Genomic DNA, 14,183 nt, shown 5'->3' with positions numbered 1-14,183 from the left:
AATAGGGAAGTAATATTCTTTTAAAGTTCCACGCAGCTTTGCGGTATCCAGCCTGTTTCACCACATCTTTTATGTGCCAGAAACCAACTGTTTAATAACTTTTCTAAATATAGACATTCGCCGATTTGCACAGTCAATTCGTGAGCGATGTAGTTTCCTGTACAGATCGCTTGATTGGCCTGAATGAAACAAAGGATTTGTTGTGGAACCCAACCACTTATTTCTGATGTATCTGTTACCCAAACCCAGTAAGGGTACTCTATATCACTGTGACTGATTACGACAACATCGCCAGCTTGTAAGTGAATTGGATTTGGATAAGCGCTGACATAATCTTTGATCACGATACCTTTCCCAAACATATTTTCTCCAGATTCAGCTTAATTTAGTTAGTGGAATGATAATAAGTAATTATACATCGAATAGAATTGTATATCTATGTAACTTTGAAAGTCATATATTAAAAAGAAACTAGTAAGAGAAAAATTATTCCGTTTTATTTTACAACAAAATTATCAATAATATTATGTTATTATTTTTATAATGAATTTATTTCCAGTTATTGCTTTTAAATCTGAGAAGTCAATGTGTTAATGATAACGATTAATTAAAGATTTATGACCATGATTGTTTTGAAATGTTTTGGTAAATAATCATCATTATAACATGGCAAGTAAGTTATTATGTTTGGCAGTTAACTTGGATATTATTGGTGATTAATCTATATAAAATACAATTTAATATTTCTTTATTATGATAAAAAAATTATTTATAAGGATACTTTTTGAGACTTGGTTTTTATATTATTTTGTTATGATATGTTCTGTAAGAAGCTTATAAATAAAACGCAGACCCAGTGTTATGTTGGTCGCGTAGCAAAACATGCCAATACCACAAACAAATGAGGGTACTATAATGTCTAAAATGATTGATGTATTAATGGGTATAAGAACTGAAGATATTATGAATGATTTTGGTAAACTTAGCAAAGATATTAATAGTCCAGTTTCAATGTGGTCTGCGGATGTTTTTAGAAAATATGTTACCTACATCCATGAAGATGAAACAGTGACTTCTGTTGATTGCTCAGGTAATTTAATGGTTAAATGCGATGTAGGAGATGTAATTCGCATGAATTTAGTAACATTAAATAATAATCCTGACTATTCTGTTGCGATGATGAAAATGGATCCGATGATGAAAATGGACCCGATGATGAAAGTCATGCAGGGTGATATGGTTCAAATGCTGGAGCCACACAAAATAGTTGCCAGCACAAAATACATGCCAGTTGTTGACATAAGAAATCCAATGGATGTGGATATGCAGAAAATGAGAAATTGCTATTTGATGACCAAAGTCAATATGATGCCTCCTATGGGCACTATGCGCGTAATGTATTATGAGTGCATTTTGGGCGTATATAAAGAAGGTATGTTGCAGGGTTACATCGCCGCAGAGCCTGGTATTGTTCTGGATAACAGATAAGTTTTATCAGACAAAAAGAACTGAATTAAATTTAAACTTCTATAGGTCGCGCAGATGCGCGGCCTTTTTTGATGCCAGTTAAGTAAAGTTTTCTGGTGGTTTAGCGGTAGGATAAAATTACTTTGAGTTTTAATAAACATAAGTGAGGAATTTATGTCCGAAGTTAATGATCCCCTAATTGCTTTTTCAGATTATATGTTGATTGCTGATATTACTTTAGGAATTAAAGTGCATAAGATAAATAGTTTTATTGACAACATTTCTTGGGGTATTTGAATAAACTAAGAATGGAAATACCGATAAAGGGAACAGTGCCAGATTATGGTTCTTTTAATGTAATAAAAAATAGTACAGGATTTTCTTATGTTATGATATTTGGATGGAATGAGTATGTTAAATTTAATAATAATGAGCATCCTGAATTTCAAAATGTTTTTACTACGCCGAAGATTGTTTTTTCTGTTCTTACTTATGATAGTCAAGAAAATTACAATGACATAGAGAATTGCTTTAAAAATAAAGAGTTTCATATAACAATCGGTAATGAAAAATATAATCTTGGTAAACGTGCACGTAGTTTGGTTGGTACAATCCCTTATGAAATTATCAGTTGGTATGAAGGTCACGATTCGCTAAAATTTGGTACTGAATTGAAAAAAGCAGGAGAGACTAAGCGTCTTTGTATGAATTGGATATAACTCGATTATATTTACATATTGGATTCAAGGTTGCACTTTGCTGTAACTTGAATAAGAAGAACACTCACCCCTGTTAGCGTATTAAGCAATAATCAATCTACTATAACCATCCTATAAAAGGGGAAATGTTTTCCCCTTTGATCATTTCGGAATTTGGTGGTGTCTCTAATTTATTGATATATTGGTCAACTGCCGATATCGGTACGCTGAACGCTGACAATCACTATATTTTCCATGATAAATCTTTAATTCTTATCATCGTTAAAATAGAGTGAGGCCGATAACAAATATCAGACCGGAGAAAAAGAGTGCTGTGATGCAATAGCCCATAATGTCGCGTACACCGAGTCCTGCGATAGCCAGTGCCGGTAATGCCCAGAACGGTTGCACCATGTTCATCCACTGCTCACCATAGGCGATAGCCATAACTGATTTACCTAAATCTGCGCCCAACGCTTCAGCAGCAGGCATGACAAATGGCCCCTGAATAACCCAGTGACCGCCACCAGATGGCACCGCAAGGTTAATCAGTGCGGAACTGAAGAAGGTCATGATTGGAAAAGTGTCTTTGTTAGCAACGTTGATAAAGAATTCAGTGATAAGCCCGCCCAGCCCTGAGCCTTCCATCATCAGTTGAATACCTGCATAGAAGGGGAACTGCACCAGAATACCCGCAGTACTTTTCGCCGCCGCCCCCACTGCACGCATATACGCCATCGGGGTTTTGTGCAGTAATAAACCGGTCAGCAGGAAAATCATGTTGACAGTGTTAATGGTGATGTTGAACCCGTTCTTGGCGAAGTACATACCGAGGTAGATGAAACCCAATATTCCGATGATCCACGTGATAACACGGTTTTCCTCCATGCGTTCAGATAGTGGTGCGTCTTTCGGCAGTTTTTTCTGGAAATCCGGTTCTTCTTCCAGCAAAACTGGGTCGATCATCACAATATCCTCTTTTTTCGGCATCATCATACGGGTGACAAACGGCATGGCGGCGATAAGGCTGAGAGTGATAAAGATGTTGTAACTGGTAAAGATGGTCTGGCTGACTGGGATCAGACCTGAGATATGCTCAACCGGATTGCCAGGCGTTGCTGCCAGCAGCGGCATTGAGCCGGAAAAACCACCACCCCACGTCAGGAAACCGATGTAGGCGCAGGCTATCAGAAGCGGATAGTCAGAACCGGGAACCCGATGGGCGACCTCACGGGCAAACATAGCTCCTACAACCAACCCGAATCCCCAGTTAATGACACAAGCCACAGAACCGAAGAAGGTCACTAGCATCACACCCTGTGTGGGCGTTTTTGCCAGTGAAGCCGTTAGCCTCAGAATACGTTTAACAGGACCTGAGCTTGCCAATGCGTGACCGGTGACGATAATCAGCGCCATCTGCATTCCGAATGCAAGTAGGTTCCAGAAGCCGTCCCCCCACATTTTGACCAGATCCATTGATGTGCTAGGTGTCAACGACAGTGCGATTATAAAAGTGAGCATGGTGAGCAGCATTGCAAAGATCAGCGGATCAGGCAAATAGCGGCTCACAACCCGTGTCATTACACGAGAAATGTGGCCGATCATAGGCTATCTCCAGTTACATCAAGAGACATCACTTTCACGTGCGGAGAGACGATAAATTTGGCCTCGGTTTTCGCCTTGATAGTGTCAATGTCCACACCTGATGCGTATTCAAACAGCACCATCTGACCGTTTTCGAAACGGAATACCGCAAGTTCAGTAACCAGTGTATTCACTGCATTCACTGCTGTCAGTGGCATGGTGCATTTACGTAGGATTTTGGCTGAGCCATCTTTTGCACAATGTTCCATCGCAATGATCACGTTACGGGCACCGGTCACCAGATCCATCGCGCCGCCCATGCCCGACACCATCTTGCCCGGTATCATCCAGTTAGCCAGATTAGCATTTTGGTCTACCTGCAACCCGCCCAGCACACTCGCATCAACGTGACCACCCCGGATCAGAGCAAAGGAAAAAGCACTGTCAAACATAGATGCACCCGGTAGTACACCACAAGGTTGCCCCCCTGCGTTCACCAGATCTTTATCCGGTTGTGTGACAGGCCCCAGACCGAGAAAGCCGTTTTCAGACTGTAGAGTGATATGTATCCCTTCAGGCAGGTAGTTCACAACCTGAGTCGGTAGGCCGATACCAAGGTTAACGATATCTCCATCGTTCAATTCAAGGGCTACACGGCGAGCGATAAATTCTTTAGCGTTCATGGCATATTTTCCTTACTGAACAATGAGATGGTCGATGATAGCACCCGGTGTGACAATGCAGTCCGGATCGAGAGAGCCAACCGGTACGATTTCATCCGGTTCAGCGAGCGTGATATCTGCGGCCAGTGCAATAAGCGGGTTGAAGTTACGAGCGCTGAGGTGATAGGTCAGGTTGCCGAAATTATCCGCTTTGTGTGCCTGAATCAGTGCCAGATCGGCATATAGCGGGAGTTCAAGAAGGTATGTCCGGCCATTGATGACTTTTTTCTCTTTGCCTTCTTCCACCATGGTGCCCACACCCGTTGGTGTCAGAAAACCACCTAATCCAGCACCAGCGCAGCGGATCCGTTCTGCCAGCGTACCTTGTGGCACCAGTTGTACTTCCATTTCACCGGAGATCATGCGGCGGCCAGCGTCTGGATTGGCACCGATATGGGATGCAATTAATTTCTTTACCCGGCCATTAACAATCAATGGTCCCAGGCCGGTATCAACGAAGGCAGTATCATTGGTAATGAGGGTTAGATCTTTTACACCGGTTTCTAATAGCGCTGTAATTAAACGTGGTGGAGTACCCACACCCATAAATCCACCCACCATAATGGACATTCCATCGCAGAAAAATTCCTTTGCCTTATCAATCGTTATTTTTTTATTTTTCATGTTTATTTATATGAACGCGTCCCGTTTGCAACGGCTTCCATTGTGCTAACTCTGACAGATAGGTTGCAGCTTTATATCCGGCTTTTTTGCAGCCTTTAAAGCTGCGAGTCCCTATGTCATTCGCCGACTCATACCTCATTCCTTTGCGAGCTTTAAACTCATAAAAATATTCAGGTTTAGTGAGTCCCGGTCTTACCTGTCTTTGTCATCATGCTGGCTGCCAAAGCAACCTTTCTGCATTCATCCTTTTGTTAAAAGTTAATGTTTAGTTGGTTGTTACGTCATTTTAATCCATCCCCGGACTGGAGCATGGCAAAAGCCGATTTTTACCATACGGTGAGTTATGAAACCTCTACGCCACCCGAACTCCCGGTTAACAATGACTTTGCCGAAAGCCTGTGGTTTACGCCGCCGGTGTCTGATCCCGAAAATGGACTCTGGTGGTTTGATGGTCTGCCACATAAAGCCATTCCGGTTGAACGTCTGCGCCGCCCACCGGAGCCGGGCACCCTGACGGGTGAAGTGAAACGGGGCGATAATATCAATGCGCTGATGGATATGATGCCGAAAGACACCGTGGTTTCTTTGACCATTGTGGCGCAGGCACAGGATACGTTGGAAGAGAATTTTACCCGGCTGGCAAAAAATGCGGTGGGGGAAAATACCGAATCGGCGCGTGCCCGGCAGGATGTGCAGGAAGTCAAAGCCTTACTGGGATGGCGGTATAAACTGTACCGCAGTGCGCTGACCTTTCTGGTGCGCGGCAAAGATGTCACTGACCTGAACCATCGGGTGCATCAGTTATCATCAACGTTACTGACCGAGGAAATGCAGAAGTGACAGTGGCGGTTGGCAGTGAAACGGTGATGGCTTCTCCGATTCGCTTTATTACCTCGCTAACGCACACGCTTCAGGCGGACAAACAAACCGTTATTGCCGATGGTCAGGACAGCATCCTTTATACAGTTAATGTGCGCGATGCAGCAGATCGACCCGTTGCCAACAGCAAAGTGCAATGGTCAGCGGATAACGGGCAACTGCTGGATAAGCAGGAGCAGACAAACAGCCAGGGAGAAGCGACAGCCCGGTTAGTCAGCCGCACCGCAGGGATGGCAACAGTGAGTGCGGAAGTGTCAGGAAAAATGCTCAATGCTTCTCCGGTGACGTTTAAGCGTTTACTGAAACCGGCTATCACTGTTGATAAAACCCGTGCCGCGGCGGATGGCGAAGATCGGGTGATTTTTACTGTCACGGTCACCGATATTCATGGGCAGGGGCTTGCGGATAAAGTGGTTGACTGGTCTGGAAATCTTGGCGAGATGATCTTTGCGGAAGGTTGGACAGACAGTCAGGGAAACGCGACAGCCACTTTTGTCAGTCGTCATGCTGGGCCGGCTTTGGTTACTGCTGACGTTGGTGAACAGCCAATCGTCTCCTCTGTGGAATTTATCCCACCGTTACGCCTTGTTGATACCGTTGCCGTTGACAGTGAGGGCGGTAATGCCAACCAGAAATCATTCGGCATCAGAGGGCCTTTCGTTTTCTGGCATGGTGCAAAATTCCGTATTATCACGGCAGGTAATACAGGCGGGGTAAACTGGCAGAGCGATTCGCCCTCGGTTATGGTATCGGGTAATGTGGTGACGGTGCAGCAAAATCCTGACGGAGTAAGATTCACCGATACTGATGAGACCGGGCAGCAGGTCGAATTGACCTTGACGGTTCACACCTGGTTTGAGCGCTCAGGCCTGACGGAAGATTTTTACTCGAATGCAAACCAGATTTGTCAATCACTCGGCAGCCGGATTGCCTCCAAATATGCACTCGAACAACTCTGTAAGGAGTGGGGTAATTTTTATCTTTATGACGGCTGGGTACGGGAATTTTATGTGACATCAACGGATTACCTTGCCGCCCGTTCAGGCTCAGCAGAACATCAGGCAAAATGGGTATTTTGGGCAGAGACAGACAGATGGACGCGAAATGCCTGGGCGATGACGGGATTTGCGTGTGGTAAGCAGCAGTACTGAATAGAGTGTTCCATTATTTTACCTATACCAATCGCTATTGAAGATGTTTGATTTCTTATCCAAACCAGATCATGCTTGCAACCATGAAAATTCATCTGACACCAGAACAAAAACGTGCCCTCGAATTGATGCATGATACAACTCGTGACAGTCGAGTCTGTGATCGCATCAAGGCCGTGCTTTTGGCCTCCGAAGGCTGGACAGCTCAGATGATTGCACAGGCCTTGCGTATTCATGAAAGTACGGTAAGCCGTCACCTAAAAGATTTCATCGCTCAGGAAAAGCTCACCCCGGAAAATGGCGGCTCTGAAAGCCGTTTGTCTGCCGAACAAACCGTTGATCTGATTGATTATTTGACGGCAAATTTGATACATACTACCGCTCAAATTGTGGCCTATGTCCGAGCACGTTGGCAGGTTTCTTTCAGCGTGGGCGGAATGACGAAATGGCTTCACCGCCAAGGTTTCAGCTACAAAAAACCAAAGGGAGTTCCTCATAAATTCGACATCCTTCATAGTCCACAAAGCTCAGCTATGGCTGGATGAAAGCAGGAAAAAATCAGGTAAAAGTGGTCGAAACCACTGGCAGTCGTACCCGTCTCAATATTCTGGGTGCCCTCAATTTACAACGAATTGAAGACACCGTGATCCGTGAATATCCGAGCATCAATGCTAAAAACATCGCGTATTTCTTCGAGGCGATCCGGGAAACTTACCCGCTTTCGCAAAAAATCCATATTATTCTGGATGGTGCGGGTTACCACCGAGCAGAGTTGGTGAAAGATATTGCGTATGTCCTTAATATTGAATTGCATTATTTACCGCCTTACAGCCCAAACCTCAATCCGATAGAGCGATTGTGGAAGTATATGAATGAGCAAGTGCGTAATAATGTCTATTTTCCGAATGCGAAAACGTTCCGTGAAACCCTTTGTCACTTTTTTCATGTTACTTTGCCAGAAAAAGCGAAAGAACTGACGGCTCGACTGACTGACAACTTTCAGATTTTAAAACCTGCATCTTCAAGTTAGATTGGTATAGAAGTCCGCCACAGCCAGTATACAAATTGCCTACAGGCGAGCTTATGGCAGAAAATGATCTTCCAGTATGGGAATGAATTGAGCATGAAGGGAAAATGATTTACGGTTCAACTCAAAAAATTCGCGGTTCTTATATTGAAGATCCTCTAAATAGAATAAACAGACGCCCTGGTATTAATGATGAAAACCCAAAAGAGGTTGTCATTCTTTCAGGAACTCACGGGGCCAGACTTGGTGATAATTGGAGTATGGGTGATTTTGGCTCTCGAGCCCGTGATTTAATAGATAGAGAATTTTATGAATCAGATGTATCTAGATACAAAAATTCAACGGCTACTCCAGCAAATCTGCGAATTGTAAAAGTCATTAATTCTAAGGGATTGATGGTTAGTGATTATATCGATTATTACGAGAACCCTAATTGTCATGTCATTGGTGGATATTGTTATAGTATTAATGACGCAGCTTTGGCAAGATTTTTGCGCAATTTGTGAGAATAACTATTACAGGTAAATATCAATGGCTCTATTTTTAAAATTAGAGTCATTATGGGGGCTTCATTAGGTTTTGTCGCATTAGCAGCGAGTTTATCAAGTTGTGACCCTGTACCCTCTTTTGTGTAGTTACCATTTCATTTTAAAGATGGCTGTTCGGGTGGTCACTGAAGTCGATTATAATTGATTCACCGGTAGGCATCTACCTTGGAGCAGTATGATCTATTTTTATACTCTACTCTATAAGGCTCTAGTGCAGCCCACTTCTGACATTCCGTGCAGTCGTCTTTTGAAAATGACACCAGAGCCGTCAGCCTCTCATTATCGTATTCCTTGATGTATACTGTTCCTGTTTAAAAAGGATAACTAAAATGACTGACAAGAAAGAGCTTTACTGGAACCGTATGGTTCCCGAGTTAACGGTAACAGATTTTCCTTCTTCATTGCATTTTTACGTTGATATTATTGGATTTGGCATCATGGTCAGACGTAGCGATCCGGAGTTCGCTTATATTTGTCTAGGTGAAGCACAACTAATGCTTGAGCAGTACCATGAGGAAGGCTGGAATACAGGACGTTTCGTTAAGCCACTTGGAAGAGGGGTGAATTTTCAAATTGAAGTAGATGAGATCGCATCTATATATTCTCGTATTCAGAAAAATAATATTCAGCTATACCGTAGTATTGGTGACAACTACTACAAAATAGGTGATTCAAAATGTTGTCAAAGAGAGTTTCTTGTTCAAGATCCTGATGGATATCTTCTCCGCTTCAGCCAGTATATTGAATGATGAATTTTAAAATTCATTAGGTGGCTAGTCTAATAGACAATCCGGAAACTTTATGGTTTTTCCGAATATCAATCTTAAAATAAGCCTCAGTTCAGATCGTGTGAAAGTGAAGTTATTAAATTCGTAACACGTATCTGAGTCAATAGTGCTCAACGTCGCTAAATGCTTGAAAGGATCTATCTTATGAAGTTATTAGTTATTAGTTATTACGTTCCGTTTAACTTATGTTGATTTAACATATACTTTATAAATAAAATATGCTTTATCTAATTGTTATTTATGCTATTTTACATGAATTAAATTAAAATCACTTCATGAACCAGCTCTAGATTTTCATGTTTAATTTTGATAGTTTTAGTTCATGAGCTATTTCATAAATGTTACACCTATGTTTGTAGTGGTTATTTGCTTGACATATCTTATAATGAGATATCCATCACAAATTATAAAGCTAATAATACTTAACGAATGGCGGAGTGCCTGATTCACTTAAGTCTTACGCACTAAAATGTTAAGCTCAACTATCGTTTAGTATCTAGAGGGTTCGAATTAAAAGATATGAGCTATCGCAAAAGACGTTTACCATTCATAAAATTGTCTCGTCGCCAAAGAAGAGCCTTAGTTATTTCTTTAAAAAATAAAATCCGTCGAAATACTACTGAATTTGGTGGGCTATTCACTAGTCATCAAATATTAAATGATTCAGAAACATTAAATTATAATAGACAATGGTTTGATTTTTATTTTATTAGTTCAGATAAATCCATTTTATGGAACGCTTGTATTATAACAGCTAAACAAGCATTTAGGGATGAAGTTAGCCATTTAGCTCATATGAGGCTTGACGCTATAATGACTAGAGAAGAAAAAGAAGCTGAATTGAAGTTGGATTTCATTCCTTTTGATTATTCAAAAGCAGGAAAAATTTTAACTTATAAGTTAATTACAAAAGAAAAAAAACGTTATAAAAAATTAGATGGACTCACATATTACGAAGAATTAAAAAAATTAGAGTCAGAAATAGAATGTAATGAGCCCCCATTCATTTATGAGTCATTTAGGGTAAATCGTAGTTATGTATACGGTATTGGACTAGAAATAATTATTGATACTGATTCAATTAATCAGTCCGTTGTTGAAGATGCTATTTCTCGTTTTTATGTTATTGGTGAAACTGACTGGGTGTCACAAAAACAATTAATTATTTTATAATATACTGGAGATGACCTTTGAAAGCCCCTAAAACAGAACTAGTTAGTAGAGCTGGTGTACATTATTCTGGTTATGTTTTTTCCATGTCAGGAATAATTTTCAGAGAGACTAGTTCCAGTGATGTTGGTATTGACGGTCAGATCGAACTCGTTGATGACGATGGATTAGCTACTGGTATGTTAGCAGGAGTCCAAATTAAGAGTGGTGAATATTTTATAGATTACGAAAAAAGAGTTTTTTCATTTAAATCAAGCAAAAAGCATTATGAATACTGGGCTAACTACGCAATACCAACTTTAGGAATTGTATTTTCCCCTAAACTTAAAATTGCGTCTTGGTTTATTTTAGATAATTACTCAAAAAACTCAAAAATAATTGCCGAGGATAATAACTCCAGTACCATATCTCAAAAACTGCAAGAAATCAATGAATTATCTATTGGTGGTGATTCTTGCTTACACCTAATTAATTATATAAAAAAATATTATAATCGTCCTGTAACGACGGAATACTTGAATAAAATAGATTTATTTAGGGATGGGATTGAATCAGTAGGTATTGATAAAATAACAGCTTGGAAAAGATTAGTTATGGTTTTTTTCTCATCTAATAGTAGTCCTGATATTGTTTATGATACGGGTTTTAGGTTATCATGGTATTTTCCTGTTGTTACAGAAGAGCAAAGAATTTTTTTCAAAACACGTATAAATAAAATCACAAATAAAGAACTATATAATATATTTAGAGGGTTAAGTTTTGCGAATGAAAATAATTGTGACCGCGGTTTTGAACTTATAATAGACCTTCTTTGTTACAATAATAACATTCTTGGAATCATGGAAGATTTTAGAAACTCTCAATCATTAACAATAAAAGAAATGTCCTTATTAAATATGGTTATTGAATGCATAGAGCAAGACTTAAAGTATTAATATGAATTTAATCATTTTACAGTTATATGGATGATACAATGAATAGATATGAAAAAGTTGATTTGGCATATAATTTTTTAGTTGATAAAGAAAAGCAAGGTGAAACATTTACAATAGAGCAACTTTCAGAAGCAATAGGTTGGACTATAGAGACCTGCCGAACTTATCCCTCTAAACGTTGGCATCAATATATTGTAAAAGATGGTTCTCAATACACGACATCTGGAATTACTTATCTAAGTAAAGAAGAATTTAGAGCTGTTCATAGCCAAAAACTTCAACAGACTACAGATCAATCAGCCAAAGGAATTTTTATTCATAAAGCCAAGGAGTTTGCTCTTTTAGCAGTGAGCACTTACAATAATCCTTATACTGAATTTAAAACCTATGGATATATAGTAAATATTATTATAGCTTACACTTCATTATTTCATGCTATTTTTGAAAAAAAAGGAATTAATTATTTTCATACTAATAGCGATGGAGACACCATTTTTATTGATGGTGAGAAAAAAGCGTGGGAGCTAACTGAATGTATAGAAGAATATTGGAGTGGAAGTCTAACTCCGGAAAAAGCTAATTTAAAATTTTTAATTGGTTTGCGAAATAAAATAGAACATAGAAGTTTACCTGCGATAGATTTAGCAGTTTGTGGCGAGTGCCAATCTGCTTTAATTAATTTTGAAAATATTTTAGTAGAGGAATTTGGTGATGAGCATGCTCTTACAGCAAGTCTTGCCGTAGCAATGCAGTTAACTCGAGTTTCAGAACAGGCTCAAATTGATGCTTTAAAACAATTACAAAAAGAGAATTACAAGGTTGTCCGAGAATACATGGAAACTTATCGTAACGATTTAGAAAACGATTTAGTTGAAAGCCAAAAATATAGAATTCGTGCGTTTTTAGTTCCAAAATTAGGAAATCATGCAAGTTCTTCTGATATAGCAATTGAATTTATTAATGTAAATAAATTAACTGAAAATGAAAGGGCAAACTATGATCAAGGTATTGCTTTTATTAAAGGAGTTGAAAATCCCTTTAAGTTTAGACCATCAAAAGTAGTAGAAATTTTGGCAAAAAAAATACCTGATTTTAATATGCCACTTCATATTAAATGTTGGAAATATTATGAAGCAAGACCAAGAGAGATTGTGAGAAATTTTAAAGGTGAATATTCAGGGTTTGTAGAAGGTTTTGAAGGGTATCTTTATACTCAGCAATGGATAACATTCTTAACGGCAGAATTACAAAATACTGATAAAATTGAACAGATCAGACAACAGTCTGATTGACTATGAGTAATTTGTTCAATCAAGTAATATTAATGGGGCTAATAAACCGACCCCATTTGATATAATTTTAATTATTGAAATTTTTTCTATGGTAATTATGGAAATGATAAGAAACACCGCTTCTCGAATTTACAGATAACTCATCATGCTTATCTCGATAATGTATATAGAGCAAGTCAACTAGCTCTATACAAGAATCAAGAGCATTTTGCACTTCATTTACTACAATGGTATAAATTTTATTCTGTGATTCTTCATATATTGAAATTAAGTCATAACCAGTTATTTCTTGACCACGTTGCTCCACCCAGGACATATTTTTAAACATTTCATCATCTTCTGTATGTAAGTTGCAAAATCCTTTATGAGCTCTTTCATTTCGGTTTAAACGTAGTGGTGTTCCTGCTGCATCTAGTATTCTTAAAGTGTTCAATATTTCTGGGTAATCTTCTTTAATTTCTTTATTTAATTGCTTAATATTCAATTTATGATCAGGTAGATTAAGTTCTAGAACTTCATTAACGAAATGAAAAGCAATATCTCGAAGGCTTGAGAATCTGAATAGTGCTAAATCTACAATAGACTTCATCCATTCATATCTATTGATATCTTTGACTGTTGACTTTAACGGTAAACTTTGTACGCCTAACATTTGTGGTATAACCCTTAAATCAACGAATTGTTGCTCTAATGCATTAAACCTAATATAGGTCAGTTGTGCATAAGCCATATGATGATCAGCTTTAGAGAATTCATCCCAATTTGTATATGGATGGTCGTGTAAAAAATACATATTTATAGAATCATAAAGTACACCTTTAAATGTTGATTCTTCTAAGTCCCACCAATAATATTCATTTTTCATAGTTATAAGCTTTACTTTTCAATTTTCTGTAAACTTCTTCTTATGTAGTTCTCGAATTAGATATGGTGCTAATAAGCTTTCAACAGAAATAATAGTGTTAATTTTTACTGCTTTAACAATTTCAATTATCGATATTGTATTTTGAGCTAACTGCTGGCGAAGTTCTTCGTTTTCAGATTGTAATTGCTTATTTCTTCCTAATAATGCTTGTCGAGTTTTTCTGTTGATAAATAATTGTTTTTCCTTGTTTTTTAGTTTTAATGGAGATAACTGTTGATCAATGTAAGCTGCAATAAGACACTTGCGATTTGAGGTGCTCAGAGTGCTTAAACCATAGGGCAAACGGGTCTAAATTATACTGACGTAAAACCCACCGTGAGGACTTTCAGCATGTAACCATTATCCCATCCTGCTTTCTGACGCTTAGTTTTCA

13 protein-coding genes and 3 pseudogenes are annotated in these 14,183 nt (G+C 39.0%); 10 read left to right on the top strand and 6 right to left on the bottom strand.

All coding sequences use genetic code 11. The features are described from left to right. Positions 1-20: 20 nt before the first annotated feature. Positions 21-362: an SH3 domain-containing protein gene (locus Xbud_RS15045; protein ID WP_099136812.1), complete on the bottom strand. Its 342-nt coding sequence runs from the start codon at positions 360-362 to the stop codon at positions 21-23. 553 nt (positions 363-915) lie between these two features. Between Xbud_RS15045 and Xbud_RS15040 the strand changes: the two genes are divergently transcribed. Beyond that, complete coding sequence (locus Xbud_RS15040) at positions 916-1,488, top strand: AidA/PixA family protein (protein WP_169923083.1); 573 nt, start codon at positions 916-918, stop codon at positions 1,486-1,488. Between the two features lie 272 nt (positions 1,489-1,760). Further along, positions 1,761-2,186 (top strand): DUF7823 domain-containing protein, encoded by a 426-nt coding sequence (locus Xbud_RS15035; protein ID WP_211283531.1) that lies wholly within the window; start codon positions 1,761-1,763, stop codon positions 2,184-2,186. Between the two features lie 261 nt (positions 2,187-2,447). On the opposite strand, the gene Xbud_RS15030 is transcribed toward Xbud_RS15035, so the two are convergent. From Xbud_RS15030 to atoD, 3 genes are read right to left on the bottom strand one after another with little or no spacing between them, the layout of a single operon-like run. Further along, positions 2,448-3,770 carry a TIGR00366 family protein gene (locus Xbud_RS15030; RefSeq protein ID WP_099136809.1) on the bottom strand — a complete coding sequence of 441 codons (1,323 nt, stop codon included), beginning with the start codon at positions 3,768-3,770 and terminating at the stop codon, positions 2,448-2,450. Then, positions 3,767-4,432: a 3-oxoacid CoA-transferase subunit B gene (locus Xbud_RS15025; RefSeq protein ID WP_099136808.1), complete on the bottom strand. Its 666-nt coding sequence runs from the start codon at positions 4,430-4,432 to the stop codon at positions 3,767-3,769. Before Xbud_RS15025 ends, Xbud_RS15030 begins: the two co-directional genes overlap by 4 nt. 12 nt (positions 4,433-4,444) lie before the next feature. Further along, entirely contained in the window at positions 4,445-5,095 is a 651-nt protein-coding gene (gene atoD, locus Xbud_RS15020; RefSeq protein WP_099136807.1) for an acetate CoA-transferase subunit alpha, read from the bottom strand. Between the two features lie 270 nt (positions 5,096-5,365). Between atoD and Xbud_RS15015 the strand changes: the two are divergent. The 8 genes and pseudogenes from Xbud_RS15015 to Xbud_RS14980 form a co-directional block, all read left to right on the top strand. Further along, positions 5,366-5,929: pseudogene (locus tag Xbud_RS15015) on the top strand (TraC family protein); the annotation flags it as partial. 2 nt (positions 5,930-5,931) lie between these two features. Continuing rightward, a complete protein-coding gene (locus tag Xbud_RS15010) occupies positions 5,932-7,125 on the top strand; it encodes an Ig-like domain-containing protein (protein WP_244589983.1) in 1,194 nt (397 codons plus the stop codon). Between the two features lie 83 nt (positions 7,126-7,208). Next, positions 7,209-8,155 (top strand): annotated as a pseudogene (locus Xbud_RS15005) (IS630 family transposase). Between the two features lie 104 nt (positions 8,156-8,259). Next, the gene (locus Xbud_RS15000; protein WP_099136806.1) at positions 8,260-8,658 is read left to right on the top strand and encodes a hypothetical protein; all 399 of its coding nucleotides are present in this window, start codon (positions 8,260-8,262) and stop codon (positions 8,656-8,658) included. A 371-nt stretch (positions 8,659-9,029) separates the two neighbouring features. Next, positions 9,030-9,449: a bleomycin resistance protein gene (locus tag Xbud_RS14995; RefSeq protein ID WP_099136805.1), complete on the top strand. Its 420-nt coding sequence runs from the start codon at positions 9,030-9,032 to the stop codon at positions 9,447-9,449. 558 nt (positions 9,450-10,007) lie between these two features. Further along, positions 10,008-10,661 carry a hypothetical protein gene (locus Xbud_RS14990; protein WP_099136804.1) on the top strand — a complete coding sequence of 218 codons (654 nt, stop codon included), beginning with the start codon at positions 10,008-10,010 and terminating at the stop codon, positions 10,659-10,661. A gap of 17 nt (positions 10,662-10,678) precedes the next feature. Continuing rightward, entirely contained in the window at positions 10,679-11,593 is a 915-nt protein-coding gene (locus Xbud_RS14985; protein WP_099136803.1) for a DUF4365 domain-containing protein, read from the top strand. 38 nt (positions 11,594-11,631) lie between these two features. Further along, positions 11,632-12,885, top strand: coding sequence for a DUF3644 domain-containing protein (locus tag Xbud_RS14980; protein ID WP_099136802.1), 1,254 nt, complete (start codon positions 11,632-11,634; stop codon positions 12,883-12,885). Positions 12,886-12,952: 67 nt separating this feature from the next. Here Xbud_RS14980 and Xbud_RS14975 read toward each other — a convergent pair whose 3' ends face one another. After that, positions 12,953-13,750, bottom strand: a complete 798-nt coding sequence (locus tag Xbud_RS14975; RefSeq protein WP_099136801.1) for a Cthe_2314 family HEPN domain-containing protein — start codon at positions 13,748-13,750, stop codon at positions 12,953-12,955. A gap of 18 nt (positions 13,751-13,768) precedes the next feature. Next, positions 13,769-14,083: pseudogene (locus tag Xbud_RS14970) on the bottom strand (hypothetical protein); the annotation flags it as partial. Positions 14,084-14,183 lie beyond the last annotated feature (100 nt).

This window comes from Xenorhabdus budapestensis, assembly GCF_002632465.1.
Classification (GTDB): Bacteria; Pseudomonadota; Gammaproteobacteria; order Enterobacterales; family Enterobacteriaceae; genus Xenorhabdus; species Xenorhabdus budapestensis.
Note: the sequence above shows the minus strand (reverse complement) of the source record. Positions and strands in the feature narration are given on the sequence as shown.

Bases quoted from the DNA above. Each gene is read 5' to 3' on its own strand.
- Xbud_RS15045 (WP_099136812.1), bottom strand. From the start codon at position 362: ATGTTTGGGAAAGGTATCGTGATCAAAGATTATGTCAGCGCTTATCCA.
- Xbud_RS15040 (WP_169923083.1), top strand. From the start codon at position 916: ATGTCTAAAATGATTGATGTATTAATGGGTATAAGAACTGAAGATATT.
- Xbud_RS15030 (WP_099136809.1), bottom strand. From the start codon at position 3,770: ATGATCGGCCACATTTCTCGTGTAATGACACGGGTTGTGAGCCGCTAT.
- Xbud_RS15025 (WP_099136808.1), bottom strand. From the start codon at position 4,432: ATGAACGCTAAAGAATTTATCGCTCGCCGTGTAGCCCTTGAATTGAAC.
- atoD (WP_099136807.1), bottom strand. From the start codon at position 5,095: ATGAAAAATAAAAAAATAACGATTGATAAGGCAAAGGAATTTTTCTGC.
- Xbud_RS15000 (WP_099136806.1), top strand. From the start codon at position 8,260: ATGATTTACGGTTCAACTCAAAAAATTCGCGGTTCTTATATTGAAGAT.
- Xbud_RS14995 (WP_099136805.1), top strand. From the start codon at position 9,030: ATGACTGACAAGAAAGAGCTTTACTGGAACCGTATGGTTCCCGAGTTA.
- Xbud_RS14990 (WP_099136804.1), top strand. From the start codon at position 10,008: ATGAGCTATCGCAAAAGACGTTTACCATTCATAAAATTGTCTCGTCGC.
- Xbud_RS14980 (WP_099136802.1), top strand. From the start codon at position 11,632: ATGAATAGATATGAAAAAGTTGATTTGGCATATAATTTTTTAGTTGAT.
- Xbud_RS14975 (WP_099136801.1), bottom strand. From the start codon at position 13,750: ATGAAAAATGAATATTATTGGTGGGACTTAGAAGAATCAACATTTAAA.